This is a genomic window from Acidithrix sp. C25, from assembly GCF_904848545.2.
This window is the reverse complement of the sequence record NZ_CAJHCI020000001.1, coordinates 1,133,199-1,159,552: the sequence shown is the minus strand read 5'-3', so window position 1 is coordinate 1,159,552 and position 26,354 is coordinate 1,133,199. Positions and strand designations below refer to the sequence as shown.

The 26,354-nt window shown below is 48.0% G+C and carries 17 protein-coding genes and 2 pseudogenes; 6 read left to right on the top strand and 13 right to left on the bottom strand.

Annotated elements, in window-relative coordinates; all coding sequences use genetic code 11:
- Window positions 1-587: 587 nt before the first annotated feature.
- Window positions 588-1,397, bottom strand: coding sequence for a hypothetical protein (locus ACIDITHRIX25_RS91565; protein WP_201732748.1), 810 nt, complete (start codon window positions 1,395-1,397; stop codon window positions 588-590).
- A 1,322-nt stretch (window positions 1,398-2,719) separates the two neighbouring features.
- On the opposite strand from ACIDITHRIX25_RS91565, the gene ACIDITHRIX25_RS91560 reads away from it, so the two are divergent.
- Window positions 2,720-3,118 carry a low affinity iron permease family protein gene (locus ACIDITHRIX25_RS91560; protein ID WP_052606774.1) on the top strand — a complete coding sequence of 133 codons (399 nt, stop codon included), beginning with the start codon at window positions 2,720-2,722 and terminating at the stop codon, window positions 3,116-3,118.
- Between the two features lie 742 nt (window positions 3,119-3,860).
- Here ACIDITHRIX25_RS91560 and ACIDITHRIX25_RS91555 read toward each other — a convergent pair.
- Complete coding sequence (locus tag ACIDITHRIX25_RS91555) at window positions 3,861-4,841, bottom strand: aldo/keto reductase (protein ID WP_052606776.1); 981 nt, start codon at window positions 4,839-4,841, stop codon at window positions 3,861-3,863.
- Between the two features lie 3,222 nt (window positions 4,842-8,063).
- On the opposite strand from ACIDITHRIX25_RS91555, the gene ACIDITHRIX25_RS91550 reads away from it, so the two are divergent.
- Window positions 8,064-8,627 (top strand): hypothetical protein, encoded by a 564-nt coding sequence (locus ACIDITHRIX25_RS91550; protein ID WP_152626138.1) that lies wholly within the window; start codon window positions 8,064-8,066, stop codon window positions 8,625-8,627.
- A gap of 217 nt (window positions 8,628-8,844) precedes the next feature.
- On the opposite strand, the pseudogene ACIDITHRIX25_RS91545 reads toward ACIDITHRIX25_RS91550, so the two are convergent.
- The 6 genes and pseudogenes from ACIDITHRIX25_RS91545 to ACIDITHRIX25_RS91520 all read right to left on the bottom strand — a co-directional run bounded on the left by ACIDITHRIX25_RS91545 (window position 8,845) and on the right by ACIDITHRIX25_RS91520 (window position 15,594).
- Window positions 8,845-11,502: pseudogene (locus ACIDITHRIX25_RS91545) on the bottom strand (heavy metal translocating P-type ATPase).
- Window positions 11,491-11,805, bottom strand: a pseudogene (locus ACIDITHRIX25_RS91540) (cupredoxin domain-containing protein); the annotation flags it as partial. The pseudogenes ACIDITHRIX25_RS91540 and ACIDITHRIX25_RS91545, both read right to left, overlap by 12 nt.
- Before the next feature lie 79 nt (window positions 11,806-11,884).
- The gene (locus ACIDITHRIX25_RS91535; protein ID WP_201732746.1) at window positions 11,885-14,068 is read right to left on the bottom strand and encodes an IS1634 family transposase; all 2,184 of its coding nucleotides are present in this window, start codon (window positions 14,066-14,068) and stop codon (window positions 11,885-11,887) included.
- 447 nt (window positions 14,069-14,515) lie between these two features.
- On the bottom strand, window positions 14,516-15,040 hold the full coding sequence (locus ACIDITHRIX25_RS91530) for a hypothetical protein (protein WP_052606782.1): 525 nt from the start codon (window positions 15,038-15,040) through the stop codon (window positions 14,516-14,518).
- A gap of 33 nt (window positions 15,041-15,073) precedes the next feature.
- The gene (locus tag ACIDITHRIX25_RS91525; RefSeq protein WP_160291890.1) at window positions 15,074-15,226 is read right to left on the bottom strand and encodes a hypothetical protein; all 153 of its coding nucleotides are present in this window, start codon (window positions 15,224-15,226) and stop codon (window positions 15,074-15,076) included.
- A 92-nt stretch (window positions 15,227-15,318) separates the two neighbouring features.
- Complete coding sequence (locus ACIDITHRIX25_RS91520; RefSeq protein WP_152626139.1) at window positions 15,319-15,594, bottom strand: SHOCT domain-containing protein; 276 nt, start codon at window positions 15,592-15,594, stop codon at window positions 15,319-15,321.
- 1,741 nt (window positions 15,595-17,335) lie between these two features.
- On the opposite strand from ACIDITHRIX25_RS91520, the gene ACIDITHRIX25_RS91515 reads away from it, so the two are divergent.
- Window positions 17,336-18,430, top strand: a complete 1,095-nt coding sequence (locus ACIDITHRIX25_RS91515) for an AAA family ATPase (RefSeq protein WP_201732745.1) — start codon at window positions 17,336-17,338, stop codon at window positions 18,428-18,430.
- Window positions 18,431-18,453: 23 nt separating this feature from the next.
- Window positions 18,454-19,044 (top strand): RloB family protein, encoded by a 591-nt coding sequence (locus ACIDITHRIX25_RS91510; protein WP_201732744.1) that lies wholly within the window; start codon window positions 18,454-18,456, stop codon window positions 19,042-19,044.
- Window positions 19,045-19,364: 320 nt separating this feature from the next.
- On the opposite strand, the gene ACIDITHRIX25_RS91505 is transcribed toward ACIDITHRIX25_RS91510, so the two are convergent.
- The gene (locus tag ACIDITHRIX25_RS91505) at window positions 19,365-19,844 is read right to left on the bottom strand and encodes a glutaredoxin domain-containing protein (RefSeq protein WP_201732743.1); all 480 of its coding nucleotides are present in this window, start codon (window positions 19,842-19,844) and stop codon (window positions 19,365-19,367) included.
- 337 nt (window positions 19,845-20,181) lie between these two features.
- Here ACIDITHRIX25_RS91505 and ACIDITHRIX25_RS91500 point away from each other — a divergent pair, with 337 nt between their 5' ends.
- Window positions 20,182-20,514, top strand: coding sequence for a DUF3024 domain-containing protein (locus ACIDITHRIX25_RS91500; protein WP_502756200.1), 333 nt, complete (start codon window positions 20,182-20,184; stop codon window positions 20,512-20,514).
- A 484-nt stretch (window positions 20,515-20,998) separates the two neighbouring features.
- Here the strand turns inward: ACIDITHRIX25_RS91500 and ACIDITHRIX25_RS91495 are convergent, their stop codons facing one another.
- On the bottom strand, window positions 20,999-21,427 hold the full coding sequence (locus tag ACIDITHRIX25_RS91495; RefSeq protein WP_201732741.1) for an IS1634 family transposase: 429 nt from the start codon (window positions 21,425-21,427) through the stop codon (window positions 20,999-21,001).
- 732 nt (window positions 21,428-22,159) lie between these two features.
- Here ACIDITHRIX25_RS91495 and ACIDITHRIX25_RS91490 point away from each other — a divergent pair.
- Window positions 22,160-22,357 (top strand): hypothetical protein, encoded by a 198-nt coding sequence (locus ACIDITHRIX25_RS91490; protein ID WP_052606789.1) that lies wholly within the window; start codon window positions 22,160-22,162, stop codon window positions 22,355-22,357.
- 54 nt (window positions 22,358-22,411) lie between these two features.
- Here ACIDITHRIX25_RS91490 and ACIDITHRIX25_RS91485 read toward each other — a convergent pair whose 3' ends face one another.
- The 3 genes from ACIDITHRIX25_RS91485 to ACIDITHRIX25_RS91475 all read right to left on the bottom strand — a co-directional run bounded on the left by ACIDITHRIX25_RS91485 (window position 22,412) and on the right by ACIDITHRIX25_RS91475 (window position 26,244).
- Entirely contained in the window at window positions 22,412-23,038 is a 627-nt protein-coding gene (locus ACIDITHRIX25_RS91485; RefSeq protein ID WP_201732740.1) for a class I SAM-dependent methyltransferase, read from the bottom strand.
- 538 nt (window positions 23,039-23,576) lie between these two features.
- Window positions 23,577-24,425 carry an SDR family oxidoreductase gene (locus tag ACIDITHRIX25_RS91480; protein WP_201732739.1) on the bottom strand — a complete coding sequence of 283 codons (849 nt, stop codon included), beginning with the start codon at window positions 24,423-24,425 and terminating at the stop codon, window positions 23,577-23,579.
- A 547-nt stretch (window positions 24,426-24,972) separates the two neighbouring features.
- Complete coding sequence (locus tag ACIDITHRIX25_RS91475) at window positions 24,973-26,244, bottom strand: hypothetical protein (RefSeq protein WP_201732738.1); 1,272 nt, start codon at window positions 26,242-26,244, stop codon at window positions 24,973-24,975.
- Window positions 26,245-26,354: the final 110 nt, after the last annotated feature.

Here is a 26,354-nt window from a genome sequence, read left to right as displayed (position 1 = left end):
ACCTTTTGCGCGACCACCTTGAATGAATGGGCGCGATGTTGCCCTTACGGAGTGAGGCTCCCTTCTTATTTTTCAACTGATGAGTCGCGCCAACTGCCATGAGTCGCGCCAACTGCCATGAGTCGCGCCAACTGCCATGAGTCGCGAGGAGCTGGGCTAGCTGTGATTGGCTCGAAAGAGGTTTGTTATGTGGTTGAATAGACCAATGGTTCGCATAGGTTTTTTGTCGCGATGTATTGAGTTGACAAATAGTAGCGGTTGCTGGTTTGACGAGAACAACGCCAAGGGCAAACGCCGCAACAGGCACACAGTGGAGAGCATATCGAGCTACTAAATAGACGGCGCGATCTCTACGAGGGAGCTCGCAAATCCAAACCAGGACGGTGGATCTCGGGCAAATGCAGAGACTGGGATCCAGTATCAGAGGTACCTATTATTCCTACGAATAAATCGGTGGGAGATGAATCAAAAGGGAGGCAAAGGGAGGTAGCTTAGATGGTGCGAAAGTGACAACTTCCTTGGCAGGCTCCGCGAGCTGCACCATACTAAGACACCATACCAACGCATTACAGTCCTGCGCGATGCGCTTAGCATATGGGCATACGGTAGCAGTTTTCTATGTTATGAACACTAAAGCCCGCATCCACTAGGATGTGACCCGAAGTGGATGGCCGTCCTCTGGTAATGGCAATTTTGGCGCCAAGTACACGGGCTTGATGTAATCGATTGAAGAGGACGGCTTGATAGCAACCCTGCGATCTAAATTGAGGCAATGTAACGCCGCCGTAAAGGCGAGCGATCTCACCAGTTATTTGGCAATACCCGGTAGAGGCAGGATGACCATCTAGGTAGGCCAGAAACTGAAATTCACTTGAATTATCAAGATTTCGGAGGGTTTCCCTGAGGGAGATATCTATTGTCACTTCGTCAGGGGCGGTTCGACCCCAACCCACAGTTTCAAGAGCAATTGCGTCCCGCAACTTAGCTTCATCATCTACCAACTTCACATCTATATTTATTGAACGCCTCCTTTGAGCGACTATGTCTTCATCAAGATCCCGGGCCAAAACCCAATAGGTGTCGGTGATGGTTCCACCATGGCTTATCAGATAAGCTTCAGTTTCAAGGGGGAGTGTTCCATTGGATACCCACCAATGGATCGCATCTAAGTCCCAGTTGGCAACTTGTGATGAAACTTCACTAAAGACAAGATCGAGTAGTCGCGATGTATTTGACCAAACGACCTGTGCCGCTGGTAGTGTCGGTGAAAGCAGATGCTGAGGATAACGAATAAGTCGATATTCATCGGTCCTAAGGTCCAAAAAGTCATCGTCGAGTCTGGCTTCATCAAGGCCGGAAAGTGCCTCTAAGATCTCTTGCGAAGTCCATCGGCTCATTTGAAAGTCCTTTTCTATAATCTCTAAGGCCGCTTATGCTGAGCTGCGATCCACCAGCAAACGAACATTTCGAGTGTTGGTTTGGAGTTGGCGGATGATTACTGAGGGTTGAGATACCATTGTATCTTGCTCCCTTATTTCTTGACCAAGTTGCTTTGCAACGTGCCGCTAAATCATTCGATCGAAGACATTGATAGCTCTAACCCGATACTCTTAAATTGTAAAGTAGGAAGCTTGATGTCAGGTAAATTACATGGTCAGGCCAGGTTATATTTCGAAGGTAGCCTCATTACGACTGTGCGACCTAGATGGGTTTCACTAGCTTTTGGGAGCAACGGCAAATTACTGCGGTTTTATCGTTCGATTGAATTTCGCAAGTGCGTATCGAGCTGAGTCCTAGGAGACAATTGCTTAAGTAGATCTTTACCCGTTTTGGATTTAAAGCTCCGCACTTAATGCTAGATAAGGCATAGCAAGCGTACTCCGAGTCAAAGAATACCACCCGAAAGAGTTGATTTTCGAATTGTGCAATTGTCTCCTAGCTGAGTCCTACTACGCGACATCGAGCGAGTCCAAGACCTTCCAGGCCCGAAAAACCCCAGGCTCAGATACACGTAATTCGAGGTGCTATCTCCGCTTTGATTGCGAGCACCTGCTTGGGTTAGAGTCAAATGTGCTCAATTGCCTACCGATACATCTTGTTTGTGTAATTGAACCACAAAACGGCGCGGGGGTGCTGTCTTGGATTGAATAATTAGAAGGTTTGATCGGAGAACCGAGCGCAAGGGAGGAGTCAATGTCCCTTTTGCATAAATAAAAAGTTGCAGATGTCGATATGTAGCTCGTTATTGCGAGTGGTTTTGAAAAAATGCTATTTAGGAGATGGCGAGGCGGCTTCCCTCCGGTGGACATTTCGATGGATCTGCAATGCAATGCAATGGAATTGATTTTGAAGGATGTTTGCGAGGCCAGTTGGAGTCGCTTGGATTGGAGATCGAATTAGCTCTCGTCTGAAGTTGGATGGGCGCAACCATCAACCATCTCACTTGTTTTAAAGTGAAATCCTCTCCAAAACGTTGTCTTTAAAGCCCAGTTCAAAGGTCACTGCGTTCCGATACCGCGAACCCAGGTGTAACGAATGCTGCCCAAAGACACTACGATGTAGGCAGAGTGGGTCAAGATTTCTCCTTGATGACAACCATTTGCTCATGGCCGGTGCAGTAGGATCAAACGCTGCCTTCTGAGTTCGTTAATCTCTTTATTCAAATAGGCAGTGCTGTATTTAATTAGCACTGATCCTGATCCTTATCGATTGGAATTGAATGCAATTATCCCCTTTTCACGAGAATATGAGTCGAGTCTTGCAGCGTTTAGATGCAATTACTTCGCGAGTCAGTGCCACCGTTGTTATGGTGATCGTATTACTAACTTTCAATGTTATCTTGGCGGTCCAAGGTTTCCCAACGTCGTGGCAGGCAGCCTTTGCCACCATCTCAAACAGTGTGGTGTTGATTTTCCTGTTTTCTTTCAAGCACACCGAACACCGAGGTCTAGCGGCACTCCAGCTCAAGCTTGACGAGGTCATTCGTGCAATACCAACGGCGGACGACCACCTCGTTCAAATTGAACGTGCTGATGAGAACGAATTCGGAGCCCGGGAGAAGGAGCAAATCTCCGTGCATCAATCACTTAGGGGTTTTAGAGACGATACGGAATACTAACTAATATCGCTACTAGGGGTCCAACAGTACTTTGCTTTGAATGGTAAATTGGCTTGGCCCCCATTAAAGCAAAGGATAGATCGGATCGCTTAACGGTGGATTTTATTCATTGAGGTGGCCTGGTGAGCTATAGTGCTTCGACTAAAGACTGAGGCTTGATTGAAGATTGAAGATGGTGCACCATTGCATGGATTTGATTGGTCGGCACCGATTTATTCATTCTTAAGCCTGGTCGGTCGTGCATTTTTCGTTTTACTTGCTGTAATCGTTAGAACCAGATAGATTAAGTTACCAGCTTGCCGACTCTTTTCTGTCGGCCAAGCGAGGTAGTGGTCGAAAGTTTGGTTGGGATAAGCCAGAGCAAAAGAGGTACGCTAGTCTCCATTGCAGAGCGATCAGTGGTCGGTTTTTGGATGGTCGTACTTGTGGGAGACAGGATAGGTCGGCCGTCGATAATTACAGTGGTTGATATTTGACTAGTCGATTTTTTAGTACCGATGAGTCAATTTCCTCGATCGCTGATGAGCAAAATCAACTTATAAAACTAGATTGCAAAGCGTACGCTTGTGGCTAAACAAATGCCACGAAAGGCAAGGGTTGACCTTAGGTCGATCTATATGATTCATTGCGTCTGTAACCACAGCAGCGGGTGAAATTGGCACTCTCGATCCTTTGGTCGCTAGGGAATTCTTTGAAGCAAAATGGTGTGCGTCGGAATTACAACTAGCTCTTTTTGCTTTGGTCACCAGCGAGAGTGAATTGCTTTGCGCAAGAAAGTGTCGTAGATCTCATGTACATCGCGATCGATAGATCTACCCACCTCCAAATGGTTTGCGCTATCAATATTTTGCATCAGCTGTTCAATATTGCGTGCACCAGGAATGACAGTTGACACTTCTTCATGGAAGGCTATCCAGGCGATAGCGGCTTTGGAGGGTGTAATCTCATTCTGAAGCGAGCTAAATTGCGTCGATACTCTTAGACCTACCTCGTAGTCAACGCCTGAAAAGGTCTCGCCGACGTCAAATGCCTCTCCGTGGCGGTTGTAAGTACGATGGTCGTCGGGGGCAAATTGCGTTTTTGAATTGTAACGTCCTGAAAGTAATCCCGATGCTAGCGGTACTCGCGCGATGATTCCAACGCCGTTTTCTTTAGCGGCCGCGAAAACCTCGTCAAGTGGTTTGAGTCGAAACGCATTAAAGATGATCTGGATGGTTTCCACGTTGGGACGAGAGATTGCGCGAAGGGCTTGGGAACAAGTTTCGACACTGACTCCATAGGCGCCAATCCGTCCCTCTTCCACCAGGGAGTCAAGTTCATCGAAGATGTGGTCGCTATCGTAGACGTCATCGGGTGGACAGTGAAGTTGGGTGAGATCTAGTCGATCGACTCCTAGATTTGTTCTAGATCGATCTATCCAATCGACGAAATTCTTCCGATTGAACTCTCCGATTGATTGCGATGCCCTTCTCCCCATCTTTGTTGCGACGGTTATCGTTTCTCTATCGATCTTGGCTAGAAAGTCGCCGATTATAGTTTCGCTTCGACCATCGCCATAGACGTCAGCGGTATCAAAAAAGGTCACCCCACCTTCGTATGCGGCTTCAAGGAGTGCAGTTGCACTTTCCTTGGTGACATCGCCCCAGTCGGCGCCGAGCTGCCACGTTCCAAGGCCGATAATCGATACATTTTTTTTGGTTCGTCCAAGACGGCGTGTTTCCATGACTTTGATTATAGTCCTGCGGAATGAATCCTTTTTAGCTGACTAGGTTCGCTGTGTAATCGTTCCAATTGTGATTCGCCTAAGTTTACAAGCTAAATTTCCTCGCCATCTAATCATTGATGGGTAGCTCTCTAGAATGCTTGATCCGCTCGGGCTTTAGAGAGACTCTAATTTCGTGCGAGTCAATTGGTTCAGTGGGGTAGGTGTCAGTGCGCCGAAAAATGATGCCGAGATCACCAAAGTCAAGATATTTGATGATAGTTGAGCTCTTTGACCAACTGGTGATTTAGGTAATATCTTTAAAATATAATTACTCACGATATGGGTGACTCCCGCCATCGCCAAGCCTCGCCAAGACCAACTTTGTGACACGGTAGCGCCGTATCGATATAGCTGCAACTAAAGGGAGAGCGCAATTGAAATTTTGGCACGCCTAAATGCTGGGAGCAACTTTAGTGGGTTGCCTCTACGCGTCCTGATTACTTGCATGCCTTTAATGTTTAGGCTATAGCATTGTCGTTCATTCCGCTCGGTGATGCGATAGGCATCGCTTTCAGTAGTTTTGGGGCCAAAACAAAGGCGCTAGGCTGTGGCGAAGCCAGCGGTTATATGGCGAAGCGGTTGGCAAATGGCGGCGAGTTTGCCCTAGGCAAACGTTTGCAAAACCGTGTCAAGAGTATCAGAACGTCATGCTTCGCTTCGTTTTTGGAGATATAAAACCCATTACGATAGCTCAGTTGCCTATAGAGAGCTACCGTGAGTTGTGCCAATCTAATAAATAAAGACAGCTGAACTTTATTGCGCGGGTGACTCATCGAGCAGTACCTCGCAAACAAATTAGCACACGTGCAAGCTGCTTCTCTTTTTGGACGTCGGTGTCAGATCTCGACCGTTAAATCCGAAGTGCCGTTAAATGGGAGAGCTGCCTAAATGGAGAGTCGGTTGCTACATGGCTTGGCAATTTTCAATAAAGTATTAAAAATAAACGAGCCTGATTCCAAAACTACTTATTAAATCAGTATTTCTCCTTAGCCCTACTCTCAGCTCATAGTTAGTCATAATCCTCATTGCAAGACGAAGGTGACTCTCCGATCCAATTGTGAGAATGGCTTTTTTGTTCCAGAAAAGTGCTTTACGGAGGTATCGATTTGGAGGAAACCCTTTCTAGCAAATTCGTTACCGTCGAATGCACCATAACGATCAACTCGCAATTGCCCTTTTGTGGCAGGTTCAAGGTGCATAGTGAGCTATGGGAATGAATGGTAAGAGCACAGCTGAAGTAGGTAATTTAAGTTGATCACCAAGGAAATCACCGGGCTTAGAGTTAGATGCCAGGAGGATCGAGGGCTGTAGGGTTCTCGTGTTACCTTCGGTTGCCATAGGGCTTAGGCGACTGGTAGCTTTTGGCCCAGCCGTAACTGACTATACCTCTTCAAATGGGCAAATCGAGCTTCCTAAATCAAACGACAGGTCAATTTGGAAGATGATGATTGAAACTGATACTGGCAAATTTTCCACCAAAGGCCGCTTGGTGTTTGACTAATTTCATCTCTAGCAGTGTCTGGTTTTCAAAAGCCATTTTATCGATTCCACCGGGTTGGTGTGGATCAGTTCTGAGGGGCAACTATTGGGGATCAACGGTCAGTTTATTCGTTATTGGGCGTTGACGTAGGGGCTTTGATTAGAGCTTTTGAGCTACCGAAAGAGAGCTGATTTGCTAATTGAGCGACCGATGAACTCGTCCTACGGTTCTTATGATGCGATGGTACTGAGGTGCTAATTTCACTCGACCATAATTTCCAATGCTATAAAAACGAGAATAGTTATAGCCCCCATAATTTCGCGGGCGAACTACGTCTCGTGAGCGGAACCCGATACGTAACTCACCGCTGAGACGATCGCAATGATTGTCAGAATTCGGGTACGCCAGTGTGGGTCACCGCTGTATCCTGCAGATCCTAAATGAGCTCTCTTTGAAAATTACAATCTCTTCTGGGGCTTTCTATCACTCCATTTGAAAGTAGCGGCCAGCAATATAGATAGGGTCGCAAGGTAGATAGCTAGGGTTAGGGCCGTGGTGCGACGTTTGATAACAAGTGTTGGAAATTCAGCGAGAATAGATTCGAAAGTAGTCAAGCTCAGGCATGTAATTGTTCCTTTAGCTATATGGCGGTGCTGTATTACTCTAATTTCCTAATTGTTGCCAAGATATCAACCCTTAAAGATGCTAAATCGTTTCCTAAGAAAGATAGATCCTATCGATATTACTTAAATCAATAAAGCCAATCCAGTGGCTACCTCGGATCAGTTGATTCGTCCAACGCCCAATCCATTTGCGCCAGCCTAGCTAAGCGAGAACGATTTCTTTGTATCTATTTACAGGAAAACTAAGGCGCAAGCCGGCTTCTTTTGTGGGTGATATCGTCACCTTGAGTTAATCGAACCCAACATTGATTATTATTTTGATGCCGTGATTGATAACTATGTTTGATAGCGATCAGCTCTGGATACCCGGAGCCGATCGGTAATGATTTATGGCTCTCATACCATTGGTGTTACCCGGAGAAGAACTCCCAGGGTGCGATCAGAAATCGAAAACAAAGGTAGCTTCGTGTGCATTCGCTGCTCAAGGTCGGTTGTCAGTTTTCAATTCCAACCGTAGGTATTTTTAACGGCGTGTCATCCGGAAGTGGCCTATTACTCCACAGGGAGTCTGTGTTAAGTGCTAGATAGACCGAGTTTTTAGGGAACCATCAATCATCTCCTTATAGAGGACCTAAGTTTTGATCCCCTAGGCGCTCTAGGTGGTTTAGTTTCGCACATTGCTCCATCACGAACGTACTTAGCTACAGTATTCCTAGATACACCGTCAAGTTTAGATATTTCGTGATAGCTGTGTCCTTGTGATCTTAATTCAATTAAATTCATTAATGTCCTGCCCTTGAAGCATTTGATTGCACCTGGGTGGTTTTGAATGTTCCACAGACAAGTCTTACTGGAGGGTGGGTCAATTTAATGTTGCTGATCCTGGGTCAATTTAATGTTGCTGGCAACAGAGAAGCAGTCCTGACAAAGACGGGACGAGTTGGTACTACCAGACAGCGCACGATATCCCCATGTCCCATCGATCCCTGAGCTGACAAAGACGGGACGAGTTGGTACTACCAGACAGCGCAGGTCCGGCTAACAAGCCAATGTGGTGTAACGAAAGTGAACCAGTGGTTGAACCCGCTTAAGCATGGAACCGACCCCAAATCTGGTAGATATGGGTCGGGCAGCGGTGCGTATCGTTCTTATGTAATAGGAGGGATAACTCGTGCAATGACTATTGACGCCAGTGTACGAGGTCATGGTGAAGGCCGCCGGCGTAACCATGACGAGGCCGCAGCGGAAGAGCTGGGCACCCATCCTGTCAAAGGAAACATGGTGAACATGGGAACCATTCCGAGGTCGCCCTCGCTCTCGCACATCCAGTGCGAAGACGGGCGGGCCCACCGTCGGCTGATGGCCTTGAGATGGGGCGGAGGATTCGTAGTAGTCAGAGGACGGGAAAGCCGTCTACAAGGGAAGGAATCCAGCGAACCCGTAGTAGAAGTACTGCAATGTCAGGAGGTCGCCGGTGAATACCGACGCATGTTGACCAACGCTAAGGTGAACATACCGGAGTCACAGTGCAGTTTGAACCCAGATCACTACATGGATGAAATCTGCTCTCTCGAGCGGCTCGAGCCGAGTGAACTCCCTGATGTCGGCTCGATTATCTCAAGGATTGCGTCAGTTGGCTAAGAGGCGTTGATATGAATAGCCGTATTGCCTTCCCGAAGAATGCACCGCCTTTCAACAGATAATCCGGGGTCGATTTGGCCCCCATTGGCCTTCACTCTAGGGATGTTTTGTCTTATTTGTGGTGGAGGCCAATGGGCGAAGTACTACATGGTAACTAGTGTGACCGTTATCCATTCCGAATTGAGAAGATGGGACGGGTGATTGTCATTTGCCGAGATCAAACGGACTCAGTGGCGTCTGTTTGGCGTGGCTTTGCCTCCCCGACCTCGTGGGGAACAGCTACGCTCTGTGGGAAACGAAGGCGGCGTAGCCGATTGGCGTTGGTGACAACTGACAGCGATGAGAGCGCCATGGCGGCAGCCGCGATCATCGGAGATAGCACGATCCCAAAGAACGGGTAGAGTAGTCCTGCTGCGATCGGGATACCTATGATATTGTATCCGAAGGCGAGCGTGAGATTCTGTCGGATGTTGCGCATTGTTGCTCTTGACACGCCGATGGCGATGCAGACTCCAGCTAGTGATCCAGACATCAGTGTTACGTCAGCGGCCTCGATAGCGACGTCGGTCCCGGTACCAATGGCTAATCCCACATCGGCTTTAGCGAGTGCCGGGGCGTCATTTATTCCATCGCCTACCATCGCCACTCGTCGACCCTCAGATTGAAGCCGCCCGATCTCTGCGGCCTTGTCCTCAGGGCGCACCTCGGCCAGCACCTTGTCGATCCCGACTTGTCGTGCAACGGCTTGTGCGGTGAGTTGAGCATCGCCAGTGAGCATGATAACTTCAAGGCCAAGTCGTCGCAGTTCTGCGACTGCCTCGATGGAGTCCTCTTTGATAGAGTCGGCGACCCCGAGAAGACCCGCTGGATTGCCGTCAATGGCCACAAGCATGGCGGTCTTGCCATTCGAAGAGAGCGTTCTCGCCTGATCGGCGAAGACAGAGTCGTCGACGCCCGCGCCCTGGAGTAGCCTGGCATTTCCTACGAGAACGACTCGACCGTCGATGATGGCGCGCACGCCTTGGCCGGTTATCGATTCGAAGCTCTGAGCCTTGGTCATCTCGGCATGCCTGTTGGCTGCACCTTCAACTATGGCAGAGGCGAGGGGATGCTCGGAATCGGCTTCAGCAGCAGTGGCGAGGCCCAACATTACCATGGGATTGGTATCACCGAAGGCAACGACATCGGTTAGAGATGGATGGCCGGCAGTTATAGTGCCGGTCTTATCTAGTACGATTGTATCGAGCTTTCCAGCGGTCTCAAGTGCCTCAGCGGAGCGGATTAAAATTCCCGAAGTAGCAGCTTTGCCGGTGCCAACCATTACTGCGAGCGGTGTAGCAAGCCCGAGAGCACATGGACAGGCAATGATCAAGACGGTAACCGCGGTGATTAATGCATATGTAAACACGGGCGTGGGGCCAGCGATGTACCAGATCGCAAAGGCTGCTAGTATGCTAAAGACCACCACGGGAACGAATACCGATGATACCTTATCTACGAGGCGTTGGATAGGAGCACTAGAAGATTGTGCACGGCGCACCATCTCGACAATCTGGGCGAGAACGCTGTCGGCTCCCACACGCGTCGCGCGGATCCGAAGCGACCCTGTGCCATTCATGGTGGCTCCGACTACCATGGCGCCGAGATCCTTTTCGATCGGGATCGGCTCGCCGGTCACCATTGATTCGTCGACCGCTGAGTGACCCTCAACTACTTCGCCATCGACAGGGATCTTTTCGCCTGGGCGTACGAGCACGAGGTCACCAGGGAGCACGTCCTCGATGGGGAGTTCGGCTTCGATCCCGTCGCGAATGACCCGCGCAGTCCGCGCCTGGAGGCCGAGTAATGACCTGATGGCCTGGCCCGTGCCAGCCTTGGCCCGGATCTCAATAAGACGTCCGAAGAGGATCAGGGTTAAGATGAATCCAACTTCCTCGTAGTAGACGCCACGTAGGCGCACTGGTGCGATCGATGGTGCGAGCGTGATTGTAAGGCTGTAGAGGAACGCGGCGAAAGTTCCGAGGGTGATTAGTGAGTTCATATCGGGGCTGCGATGCGCGAGACCAAGCCACCCGGCTCGGTGGATCGGCCATCCAGTGTAGATAAAGACCGGTGTGATTAATACGAGAGCGAACCATGGATTGACAAAGATTCCCGGCAGCCAAGTGGCGTTTAGAAAGTCTTTGGTCATTACGCCAAAGAGCACTGGAACGGTAAGCACGGTTCCGATAACAACTCTGCGTCAGAGGTCGGTGATCTCGGCCAGTCGCTCCGCGTCCTCAGAATCTTCATCGACTTCGGATTCTGAAGCACTTGGGTGCCCTGAGCCGTCGCGAACTACCGGTGGAACGATCACCGGTGTCTGAGATGGTGGAGGGGATGGCTTTTTGACCATGTCCATTTCGACTGGTATCTTCGTGGTGGTCGCTGATTTAAGATCGTCGCGTGTCCAACTGCCATCGTCGTTGATTACCTCGATAGTGGCGTGGAGCATGTTTTCACCGCATGAGATTTCATGGATTCCCACCTCCAGCACGCCCAGATCTACCGTGGTCTTTTCATGTGCTGGGAGCACCAGGTCGATCCCAAGGGAGGCAAGCACAACTCGATCCGAACATGCTCCGTCTTCGCGTCGATCAAAGATCAAACTGAGGGGGAGTCCCCTTAGGGCTCCCACCTTGTCCGGACGATAGCCACCATCAACGATTATGGTGGCTATCTGTTTGTCTTTGTTGGATGCGATTTCGGTTACTACTATTTTTTTGTCGTTCGTGGCGCCATTGTCAGTGTGGGTCGCGTCAATGACGGTGGTCTCTAGGGTATCGCCTTGATCTTGAGTGGCCTGGTCTTCCACGATTAGGAACCCGTGGATCATGTTCATTCCGCATACAAATCCGTATTCGCCAGGTCTAGCCGGGGTAAAGTCGAGGCTCGCCTCACCAAATGTTGGTAGCTCAGCTGAGACTCCAAAGTCAGGGAAGATAACCCTCGACGTGCAATCGCCGGACTCTTGTCTGTCAAAGACTAAGTGCAGAGGTACGCCAGCGTGAGCTAGAATTCGATTCGGGGTGTACCCACCTCGCACGGTGACTCGCACGGTCTGGATTCCGGCGACGACGTCGGTAGCGGTGACATGCTTTGGTCCAAAGAACCACCAACCTAGACCGCCTGCGACCAAGACGTCTGCTGCTAGCCCATCTTTCCGAAAATCAACCTATTCTCCCAGCTAGTTGAGTATGTGGTCTTACGTTGGGACACTACAAATGCGTCGCAATGGTCTTTATCCGTTTAAGGGGATCACTAACTCCTAAGAGACGGTAGATCTCTTTGTGAACCGGCTCAGAAACACCACTAGTGCGGATGTGATAGACAACGCCTTTATCTGATGTAAGAACTATGGTGGCTCGGCGGTGACTGTTGAGTTGCTCTTTAATGGTTGACCATCTTCTCTTATCGTTATTTTGCCTCAAGGTCAGCTCAATAGCACTAAGGAGGTGATAGGCAAGTACTGAGATGAAGAGGTGAGCAGCAGTTCGGCTAGCTAGTTGATGATAGACCGGTCGAAGTCCAAGATCACTCTTGAGGGATCTAAAGGCATCTTCTACTTTAGTGAGAGTCGTATAGATATTCCAGATCTCACCTGCATCTAGCTCGCTATGGCTGGTGTCTATGACGTAGGCTCCTTGGAGATTATCATCTTTGGCTTTAGTGGGTTTTTCTGTAATAGTGAGATTGATTACTTTGTCAAAGCGTCTCTTTTTGATGATCTTGCCATGGTCTTGATGATATTCAAGGGATATCTCGTATTTGGAAGCAATACTTGGGTACTTGGCCTTGATGCGTCCGATACGCTCTGAGACAACTGTGGTCTTAGATATAGAACCCTTTGTGATTGAGGTATTCAACGAAGTGATATCTACTAAGAATCTCTCGTTAGCTTGACTAGAGATCGCTGATTCCTTCTTGGATCTCCCCAAAGAACGACACAACACCACGGTTGTGGTGTTGTTGTTGGAGGAAGAGGAGGAGATGGAGGTGGAAGAGGAGGAGATGGAGGTGGCGTTAGTATCAGTGTCGGTGCTGTCGCTGATATTGTTGCCGGTGGCACCATTACGGATATAGTCGTCAGTGTCGGTGCTGCTGTCGCTCTTGATGATTTTGGTGTCGGTGCTGCTGTCGCCCTTGCTGCTGCTGTCGCCGGTATTCTTGCTGGTGGCACCATTACTGCTATTGTCGTCAGTGCCGGTGTCTTCTTCTAGCGTTTGCACTTGTCCTTGTACTTGTGTTCTCACTCGCCCTTGTGGCTTTTGTGGTTCCACTTGGAGCTTTTTCACCAGTACTGGGGATCCTTGGGCATCGTAGATCTCGGTGAAGCCTTCCATCTCCATGAAATGGCTTCGATAGAGACTCTTTTTGTTAGCTCTCTCAATTACTACGTAGTTGAGATTGCGCTTAATGAGAAGTTCTAGGTTTGCCTTGGTAGCAATTCCCCTATCCATCACAATGGTAGGAACAACATCCCCAAAGAGAGATCCATCCGATAGAGACTCCAAGGCATCAAGTACGCTAATGAGAGTTCTAGGCTCAGAGGTATTGCCCTCATGTATCTCTGAGTAGATGGGTAGTCCCCTGTGATCAACAAGTAGTGCCAGAGAAACTAATGTGCAATCAAAACGCTTCTCTTTGGAATGTCCATGTTTAGCTAGGGAGTTCCCCTTAGTAGAACCTTCGAAGTAGGTGTTGGTTAGATCAAAGAGAAAGAGCCTGGTATTCGTCCTAAAGAGATCAGAGCTAGCTCTATAGAGTGCTGGCTCTATGACGCCTTTAGCGTCATAGAGCTTATCTGCAATTGCATAGACCTTATCCTTGTGAAACTTAGAGAGATCGATACCACATATCTCAGGTAGTGAAGAGTTGGAGTTGATATACGAATAGGTCTTTCGATCAGATCCAGGATGAATAAGACGAGCTATTATCGTTGCCTTGGCAATACCAAGGGATTCACCCGATAGACCTGCACTCTCTAGGATCTTATCGAAGCTAAGAGCTTCATAGAACGAGTTTCCTATGAGTTCTGGACCGATACTTCTACTATTGATAGTCTTAGCACTAGAGAGATCCACCATCTCAAGGTCAGCCTCAGTAGCTCTTGTTTCTTTAGCGGCTGCAACTTCGGAACGAATTGCATACTTAGTGATTGCTAGATCTGCGTATCTGGCAATAATAGGATCTGATTCAAAGAGTGAGGTTACTCCAGAGAGTCTCTGGGCAATTGCATTGGCCAGAGCTGGCCACAATGACTTATCCAGGTCCAGTTCGGTCAAGGTCATTACTATACGTTGACGGGGACCTTTTTCACAGCGGTAGGACTCAACGAGTTGGTACTTACTGTAGCTAACGCCGGTCTTTTTATTAACTGTTGGAGTTTCACGGATAAACACAACAAGACAATAGCACCATGTCAGAGCTAATGCAAGTTATAATCAAAACTACTCAAAAATTAGGACACTACATTCGCGACCCAAAAAGACCTAATACCCATCTACCAGGAAATCTATAAATCACCCAAGCCGAAAATCCTCAAAAATCAACTCAAAAGGGGCCAATTGGGGCGATTTTTCGGGAATTCTGCGAAAGATGGGCTAGGACCGTGACATCATTAATATTCATTTGCGGTACCTTTCTGTTTTGAAATAGTCAAATGTTGCCATTGCTTGTGGCCCATGTGCGCATTGTCATCACCATCACCGCGATGCAGGCGAGCGGAACGAATAGGAAGCTGATGCCAAGGGTATCTGTCATCAAGAGCACGACCACTATGAAGAACATGGGGACCCAGCTTGCGATCATCATCCAACTATGGCTACTATGATTTGGGTGGCTGTAGCCTATCGAGGCGCCTGGCTTTCTAATGTCCACGGTAGCTTTAATTGTGACCTTCCAAACGAGGCAGGAACACAACCGCACTTAGCATACAAAGCGCTTTGGCTGAGCGTATCGGCTAAAGCGAAATCGAGCACCATACCGATCGGTAGTACTTTGAGAACTGCGGAGAGCACGCCCCCGGCAGAGGTCAGGAGAACGGCGCTGGAAATGATGGACACAAGGCCGATAGCCACGCGACTGATTTTATCGCCGGGTGTGATGTTGATGCTTCGCGGTCGCAACCAGTTGGCCCCGAGGTCGAGATCTTGGCTTGGCCTCGATGGGGATTGGGTAGTTGTCGCCATTGCTTCATCTCGTCTCTCTTTTCTTGGTTGTAGTTTTTCAAAAATTAACTTTTCATCACATCTGTAATATCTGGGAGGCAATAGGTGAAGATACCCTAGGTGCTCCAGATCCAAGATAAAGAAGGCCTCAGGTAGCTTGGGGATCTCATCGAGCGTTGTAGGACTGTCAGTGTTGAAGTTCATCGTGGTCGGAGCGATCTCTTAGCTCAGGTCGCCTTATCGAGCGGTATCGCTGATACCTCCTGCAGCGATACCTAGTACAGTCGCACCTTTTGTCGCTATTTCCTGTGCAGCCATTACGTGGGTGGAGTAGATTTGAGCGAAAGAGATCCAAATGACGATTTGGAGTCGCCACTCGTCGTTTCTCATCTTTTTTTATCGGTGATAAACGAGTCAGCACCATGATAAGGCTCCTCGAGATCGAAACAAACTCGCTGACCACCTAGCCAGCGAGTTTGCGATCATCTTTTAATTCCGCTACCCATTGAGGTGCGCTCTCTATGGCCGATCGCTTCGTGAAGGCTTTGATACTCCTCAAGGTTGATCTCACCATTAGCAAGGCGTTGATCGATGGTGTGATGTGCTTCGAGGCTATGATCCGCGTGTCCAGGTCCCTGGGTTGCTCGTGCTAACAGGACATAGACTGCCCAAGCAATTAACCCCCAGAAAGCTATCATTGCGACCCACATTAGGCTCGCCTGCCAAAATACCAAATGACCTCCATACCAGAACATCATTACGACCACCTCCTTGGCCCGAAATTTCGGGCTTTCAAGCTAAGTATCGCTATGAAGTTACTAATGGATTAGAGGCTTTTGTCCACGCTCCCATCGATTATCGGCCCTCGTTTCGCGAAGGTCCAATTGTTTTACGGGCTATTTGTCTAAATTCACATGGCCGCCAATATTACATTGGCTGAGGATTTCTACCATTTGTTTGTAGGGTATATGAAAATGAAAACTCTCGACATTTGGAAACAGGTCCGACATTTGAAAACTAGCCCTTTGCGGAAATGGTCTGCCATCTGAAAACCCATACTGACTATGCGAGCTTCATAAAATGTACTAGTGGCCCGTAGTCACCGTTAAATCTGAAGTCCGGATCACTTGATTGAACTAGCCAGATTTGACGATCGATATGGACGGGAGCTGAGTTTGTTGGGTCAATTGCGAGATTGAAAGTCACGGATGAGCTTCCATTGAGTCATCTTTTGAGTCGCTGCGTCACGGTGTATGAGAAGGATGCTGTCTTATTCGCGAAGACAAGGAGGATCTTTTGATTTGAAGTCTCAGCGACAAAGGCCTTTGAACCTTCAATCTTCTCTATGGATCGAGTAGGGATCCGTTGGTCGCTCTGTCGTGGCTACTGGCGTGCGCCTCTATACAATACTGACAATCTGTGCGAAGGCGACTCATTAATTTTACTCCGCACGCTGCAGACCTGTTTCGGTGATAACCGTTATTAGGTTTGGCTCAATATCAGCCTTCCGGGGTTTCAGAAATGAATCGGTTCTGCGTTTTTTGCCAATTGCGACAGTTCGTCGTTACTGTCGATCAATTTGTCCCTCACCTCATTTATTGAGAATGTTTTACCTCTGGCGTTTTTCGCATAGATATGTTCCATCGACCTCAGGGAGAACTTTGAGTCATCCTGGAGGTTTCTCGTCTAAATGAAGATGCCATTTTGTAAAGCACGCCAGGATCAGAATTAGAGCTCGTGTTCATTGTGGGTTTGCGCTAGAGGTAACGCTACGACTGAGATCGTGATCGATAGATCTGTCATTGCGAACGTGTGATCTAATTTTAAGAAGAGATTACGCAGAACCGGGTCTCTCATGGGCTCTAAGTGCTTGCTTTGGCGCAACTTTGATCATCTCTGGAACTTTCATGTCACATCGGGTGAATTGTTTTCTGGTCAGATTGACGACAGGGTAAAGGGTTCACGAGCTAACGATATTGCCGACGATTATCTCAAATTTATAAGGAAGGCGCCCAAAGATCGCTCTTCGAGTCGTTTTTGATCTTTGACCCCTGTTTATTGTATTTATTGCAGAACCTGACCGAGCAGTCATCATCACTTTTAATTGATATCCTCTTGCTTTTGGCGGGAATCAAAAGGCGTTCATACACACAAAAGTGATCATAAAGATGACGCTAAGCCATTCAGCTTCCGCTTTGGAATTTGTTGTTCGGTCTTTTGTATTTTTAGATGGGGTTTCGTAATTATTTGACGAAATAGCGGTTCTAAGTGCAGTTTTTCGGCCATCATGTGGCATGTGCTTCTTAGATTTGAAGTCTCAAATTACAGGTCCATTTTCGAGCCCGCCGAACTGTTCGTGATTGCCGTCGACGAAGATCGTAACGCGGTGCGAAAATTCGAATCTATTTCACAGGTGGTATTGACGACCGCCGAAATCATGGGCCTAATGCATCTGGAAAGTCAAACGTTATCGACGCGCTCTATTGGCTATTCAACGCGGTGCGGGTTTCGCTAAGGTTTTGGGACGACGAAATAGCCTATGAGCCGTTTAGATTTGGAACTGGACCAATAAGTTCGACCAAATTCGAGGTAGAGATGTTGGTGCAAGAAGTTCGATACGTCTATCAAATTGAATTCGATCGCAATGGTATTCGCGCTGAATCTCTGTATAGCTATCCAGAGCGCCGGCGGCGACTCCTTTTTAGGCGTGAGGGTGGTCAATTGGAACTACGGCGTGGGATTACTTCATTATCTGGGATCCGAGAGTTGCTGACTAATACCATGATGGTCCTTTCTATAGCTGCAAAGCTTCAGGTTCGGGAAATTTCTTCGTTCGCTAGTGCACTTTCGGGCTTCGGATTCGTCGGGAACGTTTCATGGAATACGAGCAGATTCTCTAGGCCAACATGGCATCGATCCACTCAGAGAATCTTCGAAGAGGGCGACGGGATCGCAACACAATCCCTATTTGATGACATTGTTCCCGGAAGATTCACGTCTCGAGAGATGGCCATGGCCCTATTGCGCTTTGCGGATCTTGGAATCATCGAGGTGCAAATACCGCAGAATGTGCTTGAGGATCTTCCTAATACGCCACGGCTACGCAGTAATGCCCCCGGGAAGCAATTGAAATTAATTCATGGAGCACCAGGACAGGAGCTTGCTTTTGATTTTGCAGAGGAGTCAGAAGGAACGCGAAGGTGGTTTTCTCTCATTGGTCCAATTTTGAAGACATTTGAGTTTGGTCAGGTTCTAATTATAGATGAGATTGATGCGGGCCTTCACTCGAACTTGTCGGCGCGACTTGTTGAACTATTTCAGGATCCATCTGCTAATCCTAACAATGCACAGTTGATCTTTACGACTCATGACACTAGTTTGTTGAATCATCTAAATCGCGATGAAGTGTGGTTTACCGAGAAGGGTGCAAATGGATCAACGTCTCTGAAAGCTTTGGCTGAATTCAGCGGTGACATGGTTCGAAGGTCGTTAAATCTAGAAAAGGCATATCTCCAAGGGAGATTTGGTGGAATTCCATATCTCGATCAATTGGCGTTTTTTCGTTTACTTGGCCCTGTGGCGTCCTCGGATTAATGGCTAAGGCGACATCCAATCGAATGAGAGCTGACAAAGGTAGTCTAGGTCGTAAAGTCGGAGATTTGAAGCCGAAAAGGACCTTTGTGGTCTTTTGTGAAGGAGCACGAACCGAACCTATCTATCTCAATGCGCTTAGGAGGTTAGGTAGCAAAACTTCTGTAGTTGATTTGAAGGTAATTTCTGGAACCGGTGATTCTGCACCTTTGAATTTGGTTTCAAAGGCGGTTAAGCTTGCAGAAAGAAACGATTGTGAAATTGATGAGATTTGGTGTGTTTTTGACGTTGATGATCACAAAACGATAAACCAAGCTATCAAGCTTGCGAAAGATAACAATATTGAACTCGCGATTTCGAATCCTTGCTTCGAACTTTGGTTAATCCTGCACTTTTGTGATCATCGCAGTACGCTGAATTGCTCAAAGGCATCCAATATCCGAATGGTTTTCGATAATTCCAAAGGCAAAGAGGTTAATCCCAACCTGTATCTACCACGCCTTGCTACTGCCATTAAACATAGTGAGAGGCTCGATCAGATGTACGACCAGAATGGTTCAGAGCTCCCCAACAATAACCCATCTTCGGGAATGTATCGGTTGGTATCACGCCTTTAACGTGGTAGAAGTTTAGGATCGATTGCGGGCAATTGCGTGAAGCTATATTATCTAAATTGGTGTCACATGATTCAATTTAATCCAATACAGACGGTCAAGGATCTCATTTTATTGGAATGCGAAGTTTGAGTATCTGCGCCTAATTGCTCATCTAAATCCCAGCTTAAATTCTCATGGATCTGAAATTTCGCACTTGTCTCGCAGGACAGCAACGATGGTGAAATTGATGAGATTTGGTGTATTTTTGACGTTGCCGACCACAAAGCGCTGTTCCAAGCCGCGAAGATTGAAGATTGAAGGGTAGCCAAAAAGGATAGGGCTTAGCTGTCAGCCTTAACTGAGTAGGTGACTACCTTGCGACGTCGCAGCCAATTGAATAATTGGTAGATCGCAATATTTGCTATATCGACCGCATACGATGCGATGCTGTTGATCTGGCGTTCAATTATGAAGCTCACCACTATTAGGACTGCAACCGTACCTAGCTGAATCCCACGTAGCCAGGATTTTGGCGCGGGATCGAGAGGCTTGTTGGGAACGAAGTCGGGGTGAGCGCGCCCTATGGCGTTTACAACCTGTGAAATGCTTGGATTTACTAGAGTCACATCGTCGATCACAAGCGTCGGGACGGTTTCGTTTCCCCCGGCGGCTTGTCGTACGAATGCCGCTCCCAGAGGGTCTTTCCGGATGTTGACTTCCTTGCTAAGGGAAACGCCAGCTAAAGCGAGTTCTCGTCGCAGGGATGAGCAAAATGGACATCCTTGACGCCAGTAAAGAGTCAATTGAGGTTGTTTAGACATGTCATGCAAAGCCCGGGTTGAGCTTGATTATTCCCTGTATTGGTTTATAGATTTATTTGTCGTACCTAATATGTTGTATTTTAATCGTTTGATTTGGCGCGAAATATTACGCTACGGTTGAAATCGCCTCTATGGGAGTTCCGGATTGCCATTTTTGGCTCGAATTTGAGCTTTAGATCGGGTTACGCAATTGTCCCGGCTTGGTCCCCTTGGAACCAATTTCACCTCTGGATGTTTTTTTGAGCGGAATTTGCGAGTTGTCCATGGCGATTTCGATCTAGGGATCTCACTATCATCATAGTTCTTGGTTTTAAGGCCCACAATCTAAGCTTGAAGTATGGCTGTTTCGGAATTTGAGCTTTTCAAAATTAATCGGTACTGCGATCAAAGAGTGCCAACTAGGGCGCGTGACCAAGTGCGGGTTGAGTCGTCAGTCAGAGGCAATACGGTTACAATCGTTGAGTGTCGGGCGCCTTGGCATGAGTCGCTTACGGAGTGGACGAAGCATGAAGTTGCTCGCCTTCGCGTCAATGTTTCTACCGGTAAGTGGTCGCTTTTCTGGCGTGACCGTAATAACAAGTGGAATCCATATGACCTTGTCGATGCCGGTACGCTCGATGAGATGTTGGCGGCAATCGATGAAGACGTTACCTGTATCTTTTGGGGTTGAGAGCGCGCAGTTGGTCAAAATTCGACCCTTCGGGTTTTTGAGGGTACAAAGATGAGCGCTGCGGTAGTTTCTATCCTTCATGGGCGAGGAAGCAAACTTCAATATGTTGAACCATTTTGGTCTCAATGGCCGTAGCGGCCATCTAGCTTGGGGAAGGTTCATTGAACCCACTGGCTGATTTAAGGCGATAGATTCCACTTTGGTTAATATGTGAATTAGCTCTGGATCTTTTTGGATCCTTTAGGATGCAATATCGAAATAATCAGGCATCGACTATTGAGAATCAAAAGCTGACCCAGCCATCTTTGATGGGGACTTTCTCATGCTTGTAATGGGGAGCTGCAATGATTATCAATTGCGGCCCAATCGATTCAGGCTAGCCTACTTAGAGCATCAGCAATTCTACGCAAATTCTCTTGACCCATCTTTCCAAAAATCAAACCATTCTCCCAGCTAGTTGAGTATGTGGTCTTACGTTGGGACACTACAAATGCGTCGCAATGGTCTTTATCCGTTTAGGGGGATCACTAACTCCTAAGAGACGGTAGATCTCTTTGTGAACCGGCTCAGAAACACCACTAGTGCGGATGTGATAGACAACGCCTTTATCTGATGTAAGAACTATGGTGGCTCGGCGGTGACTGTTGAGTTGCTCTTTGATGGTTGACCATCTTCTCTTATCGTTATTTTGCCTCAAGGTCAGCTCAATAGCACTAAGGAGGTGATAGGCAAGTACTGAGATGAAAAGGTGAGCAGCTGTTCGGCTAGCTAGTTGATGATAGACCGGTCGAAGTCCAAGATCACTCTTGAGGGATCTAAAGGCATCTTCTACTTTAGTGAGAGTCGTATAGATATTCCAGATCTCACCTGCATCTAGCTCGCTATGGCTGGTGTCTATTACGTAGGCTCCCAATTGGATGATCCGATACCAATGTGAGCTTTGTATCCATAATGTAGATGGAGGAAATTATTGTGAAGTCGCAAAGGCATACCCCAGAACAGGTGCGCAAGAAGATCGTCGAAGGGGACAAGATGCTCAACGAAGGTGCAACCATAGTGACGTCGTCGCTTTGTTAAAAAAGCCTAAGGTGCTGCAGTTACCGATACGACTCGGCATCTTGGTAAGAGTACCTACGCCGCTATGAAGGGGACTAAAGCGAAGCTTACTCATTGGACTTGAATCTAAAGAACCGTCGCCTAAAGAGCATCGTTGCTGACCTATCTCTTGATATCGCAATGTTTATGGATCTGGCGATAAGAAACCTCTAACCCTATAATGGCCGTCGTATGGTAGTTGACAAGGCTACAGAGACGATTCGGGATCTACTCCGTTAAGGTCAGCCTTTTGGAGGCCCAGGGTCATATTGCGTGGCGGGTTAGCTACAGCTCATTGCTGAGCCGTGCCTAACCGACAAACTTTTTTCACAGAAGCTCCTTCATCGCGTGACGGTTCGAATCGCCTTTTGATAGAACGCCGTTACCACTGTGAAATCGACTTCGTTAAAAGAACCTTTGACCCCTAGCCACCGTTAAATCCGAACTCCCACATTGTCCGGCCAACAAATCTGGACGCTGAAGGGTGACCGTGGACGTTCTGGAAACACTCTCGACAAGTACTTCAACTTGACGTTCATCGGCGAGCATTGTGTCGACGCCAAAGGTGCGCTCGGCGCTCAATTCCAAGCGTGGTCCGTTCGCGATCTTGGCCGTAGGTCATTGCACTTCGAAAGTCTTGAATGCTGCCGTGGCAGGTCTTGAATGCGCCCCGTGGATCCTTGATCCCCCGATCTCTGAAAAATTCCTTACGTCGACTCCGGTTGTTGGCGATTTGACCCAGGACTGAGCTTGAACTGTGCGGTCTTTCGACCGTAGCGGCTCCGCGGTAGGGTAATCGGTCTCAACCGCCTGCACTGGTCCTCAGCACGCTGACGGCATAATCGGACGATGTTGTCCAAGGACGAATATCCCAGGTGGCAAAGCGATGCTCTACCGTGAGCCCGGCAAGTGCCAAGTCCATATCGAAGTCATAGATTGAGTAGCCGCGATCCAGGGCAAATCCGACGGCGATAGGAGCGTCCGAGCGAAGGTGCCGTGCTATCCGACCGAGCACCTGAGCGCCGGTGCCCGGCGCTAAGAAGAGCATGACATTTCCGGCGAGAACGGCCCCGTCGAAGGTTTCGGGGTGTTCCATCGCTGCTAGGTCTAGCTCCGCCAGGTCCGCCACCAACCATGTCGGGCCGGGGTGATCTTGCCGTGCAGCATCGATTAGTAGTGGGTCGACATCGACGCCCAGGACCTGGTGGCCCCGCCGAAAGAGAGCTGCGCCTACCCGGCCGGGACCACAGCCGGCGTCGAGGATCCGTGCGTGGGGGGCTACCAGTGCATCTATCAATCTTGCCTCGCCATCCAGGTCGGCGCCTTCGGCCGCCATTTTGCGGAACCGCTCGATGTACCACTCGGAATGGCCTTCCTGGTGGTCGGTAAACCAGCGCGGGACGGAGGACGCTTTTGGTTGATTAGTCATCTCTTTAGGTTAGAGGCCGCGCAGACAGGCAGTGTACCTATGAGCTGATAGTTAGGCGCCGAAGATAACATCTATCGGTAATTGACTTTTTTCTGGGCAAATGTAGGTTATACAAAAACCCAATACCATTGCAGGCGATACCATTATGCATGCACTTGACTCGGAGGCTGCAAATACGATCCGGGTCGCGATCGAAGCTCTCTTGCCAAATAAAAAAGATGTCCACCCACTTGGCTGTCACAGGTATGGCTCAACCGATCGACAAAGCCAAGCCGCGATGAGCGCGCCGACGAACTATGTGCCAATCGGGAACTGGGCGCCTCCTCAGTCGTTGTAGTGTCGACAAGCTCCACATCGATTGGGGAACTGTTAATGAAGGGCCAGGCTCGATGATTGATGGGCTGTTTTCAAATGCGACTAATGCCTTACTGCCGGCGACCTGGGATTAGTTACGATTGGCCTGAGCTAAATAGCGATCTCCCAGCAACTCTGGGTCTTTTGGTATAAATTCCAATTTTTTGGGGGCTCGTTGCTTGATTCAAACTCCGCTGTAGGCCATGAAACCTCCGTCTATCGGTATTGTGACACCGGTGACAAAGCCCGAAAGATTGTCGTCAGCCAGCCATATAACAGTGCCGAGGAGGTCTTCGGCCAGGCCGAATCGTTTCATAGGGGTGTGATCGATAATCTTTTTAGATCTTTGGGTCAGCGACCCATCCTCTTGCATAAGTAGGTTGCGATTTTGATTTGTTAGGAAAAAACCAGGTGCTATTGCATTTACTCGAATTGAGACCTCTGATAGGTAGACCGCAAGCCAAGCGGTGTAGTTGTTTATCGCCGCTTTGGATGCAGAGTAAGCAGGAATTTTAGTAAGTGGCGTATATGCGCTCATCGATGAGATGTTGATTATGGTGGCGCCATGGAGACCGATCATATTTTTTGAGAAAACCTGAGAAGGTATAATCGTTCCAAGTAGGTTCAAATTGATTACGCGCTCGATCCCTTCGATCTCAAGGTCGTATAATGTTCGAGAATTCACATCGAGAAGGTCAGCTTCACTTAGGACCTCATCCGAGGTAGTGGCATCTTGATGATTGCCTCCCGCTCCATTTATTAAAATGTCACAACAACCAAACATCGATAGAGTCAATGCCTCTGCCGCTTTGACGCTATCTTTATCTAAAACGTCACAGGAGATCGCAATGGCGGTTCCTCCTCTTTGTTCGATCTCCGCCACGATTGACTCGCCTGTAGCTTTGTTTCGATTCAAAATCACAATATTTGTTCCGTGACGTGCAAGCTCTTTGGCCATAGCGCTAGTGAGAACGCCGCTACCACCGGTAATGACCGCGGTTTTGCCTTTTAGATTTTCATTCAGAGGGATCATCGTCGCCTTTAGTCATTCCTGGATTATGTAGGATGTATCTGGACTGCCACTGGGCGCCTAAACCTGCTGTGGTCTTCTATGAGGATTATCTTGGGATTATATTGGGCGCCATGATAGAACGATCTGATTAGTCGAAACCCTTGTCAATGTTGTTTTTGTGGCTGCTGGATAAATACTCTTGTTGTCTCGGCGACCGCAATAGCAATTCTGCTAGTCCATTTTTTTTGGGCCAGTTCTTCACTTTTATTCTCGCTTCATAGTGATCAATTTCTTGATCCCAATTTCGATCGTTGCTAGGTCTATACGACCACCAGGATAACTTGCAATTTTGACCTATAAAATTTGCCCACTATGAAGTGGCATCGTCATCCAAAGTTGCATCTATATCTTCAACCGCCGCTTTTTCTTCATCGTCTTAGATTTGGTAGTTCAGACGCTATGACAATGATGGCACTGCTGGTTTAGTCTTGGGTGTGGTATTGGCTAGCGCCCAAGGCCAGGCACCATGTCAAAGAGATGATTTTTCATATTTAGTCATTTGAAGAACTTATTTCTTTATAAACCTCCAGAAGTTGTCAGAGAGGAGGTCATTTACATCCCTCTCAACTTCGTCATGGGTGATTTTCCATCCGGTGTCCAGGACCCCTTGGTACTGGTCAACTAGCACATCAGCTATGACCGCCCTAGAGTGTGACCACTTGTAGATAAGTTGTTCTAAGATTCTGGCGTCGGAGTGCTGTGGAACGAAACTCGTTCCAAGGAGTTCAAATCTCATCTGTGTTGTCTCTTTGATTAGGGAGGGTGTGTTCAGGAACCACCAGCATCCAAAGATCATAAGGTTTTTGAATTTTCGTGCAAGGACACTTAGGTGATGCTGATCCTCTCGCGATAGGAATGTTACCAAAAACTTCTGATTGGGAAAGTCGCGACACAGATTTTCAATCGAGGTGACGTCTGCAGATGCCAACATATCTCCAGCGAGCCTGAGGCTTGGGTTGACTCCTCTTTTGACGCCAACCATTATTGAAAGTGGTAACTTAGCCTTAGCACAGATGGGTAGGATGCACTTTTGGATCAAGATGGTTCGAATGTCGGAATTTGGATATTTAAAGTCACTAGGAAGCGAAGCCGCGAGATAGAGCGGATCGATCTTTTGGATCCACTCCCACAAAAAGCGAGTTATCTCACCTAATGATTCATCATCTGTCTCGCCTAGTTGCGCATCTACCCTATAGCCCCATTGGTTTAGTTTTTTAGCGGTCGTCTCCCAATCATTCAACAAGGGATCAAGGCGCAATGCCGAGTGAAACCTGTTGTCGAGGCTACTGCGAACATTGGCCTTTGAATTCCACTTGTCACGTTCGTCTTGATCGAAGGGGTCATTGGTCATTACAACATCTTTTACCTTTGCCAAATCAAAGACGAGATCCACAAGTTCTTGTGGTTGGATTTGATCGTACCAATCTCGATATTGGGAAAGCTTTGGCTCATCACTAACGAGACCCAATTTGTTGATGGTAGTTAGAACCCCTCGGGTGGCCTCGCTTATCGGGGTATGCTCCAAAAAGAGAGTCGACCAAATGTGATCTGCTCGGTGGTGCTTTTCTAATCCCCAAAATTCATCGTAACTAAGGGACGAATGGCGAAAGGTCTCGGCTACTAAGTAGTGATAGGTGAGCAGTTCGTCGATTCCATAGAGCATCAGTTCCGAAAAGCTTGCGGGGTAGAGGTGCGTGTGAACATCGGTTGCTGGCGTATTTTGAACGAGCCTATTCACGGCATTTCGGAGTTCGGTTCCATTTGTGATCAAGATGGACAACTTAGATCCTCCCCTTTGTTTTCAAATGCGACGTTTAATGGTCTTATCAGTGCCTTCTAGTAATTGTAATCATATTATGCACACGATAACATTACTTTTTTTAGATTTGT

Coding starts and splice junctions, on each gene's coding strand:
- ACIDITHRIX25_RS91520 (WP_152626139.1), bottom strand. CDS start 15,594: ATGATGTTCTGGTATGGAGGTCATTTGGTATTTTGGCAGGCGAGCCTA.
- ACIDITHRIX25_RS91530 (WP_052606782.1), bottom strand. CDS start 15,040: ATGAACTTCAACACTGACAGTCCTACAACGCTCGATGAGATCCCCAAG.
- ACIDITHRIX25_RS91510 (WP_201732744.1), top strand. CDS start 18,454: ATGAGAGCTGACAAAGGTAGTCTAGGTCGTAAAGTCGGAGATTTGAAG.
- ACIDITHRIX25_RS91555 (WP_052606776.1), bottom strand. CDS start 4,841: ATGGAAACACGCCGTCTTGGACGAACCAAAAAAAATGTATCGATTATC.
- ACIDITHRIX25_RS91500 (WP_502756200.1), top strand. CDS start 20,182: ATGGCTGTTTCGGAATTTGAGCTTTTCAAAATTAATCGGTACTGCGAT.
- ACIDITHRIX25_RS91480 (WP_201732739.1), bottom strand. CDS start 24,425: ATGATCCCTCTGAATGAAAATCTAAAAGGCAAAACCGCGGTCATTACC.
- ACIDITHRIX25_RS91525 (WP_160291890.1), bottom strand. CDS start 15,226: ATGAGAAACGACGAGTGGCGACTCCAAATCGTCATTTGGATCTCTTTC.
- ACIDITHRIX25_RS91485 (WP_201732740.1), bottom strand. CDS start 23,038: ATGACTAATCAACCAAAAGCGTCCTCCGTCCCGCGCTGGTTTACCGAC.
- ACIDITHRIX25_RS91565 (WP_201732748.1), bottom strand. CDS start 1,397: ATGAGCCGATGGACTTCGCAAGAGATCTTAGAGGCACTTTCCGGCCTT.
- ACIDITHRIX25_RS91560 (WP_052606774.1), top strand. CDS start 2,720: ATGCAATTATCCCCTTTTCACGAGAATATGAGTCGAGTCTTGCAGCGT.
- ACIDITHRIX25_RS91505 (WP_201732743.1), bottom strand. CDS start 19,844: ATGTCTAAACAACCTCAATTGACTCTTTACTGGCGTCAAGGATGTCCA.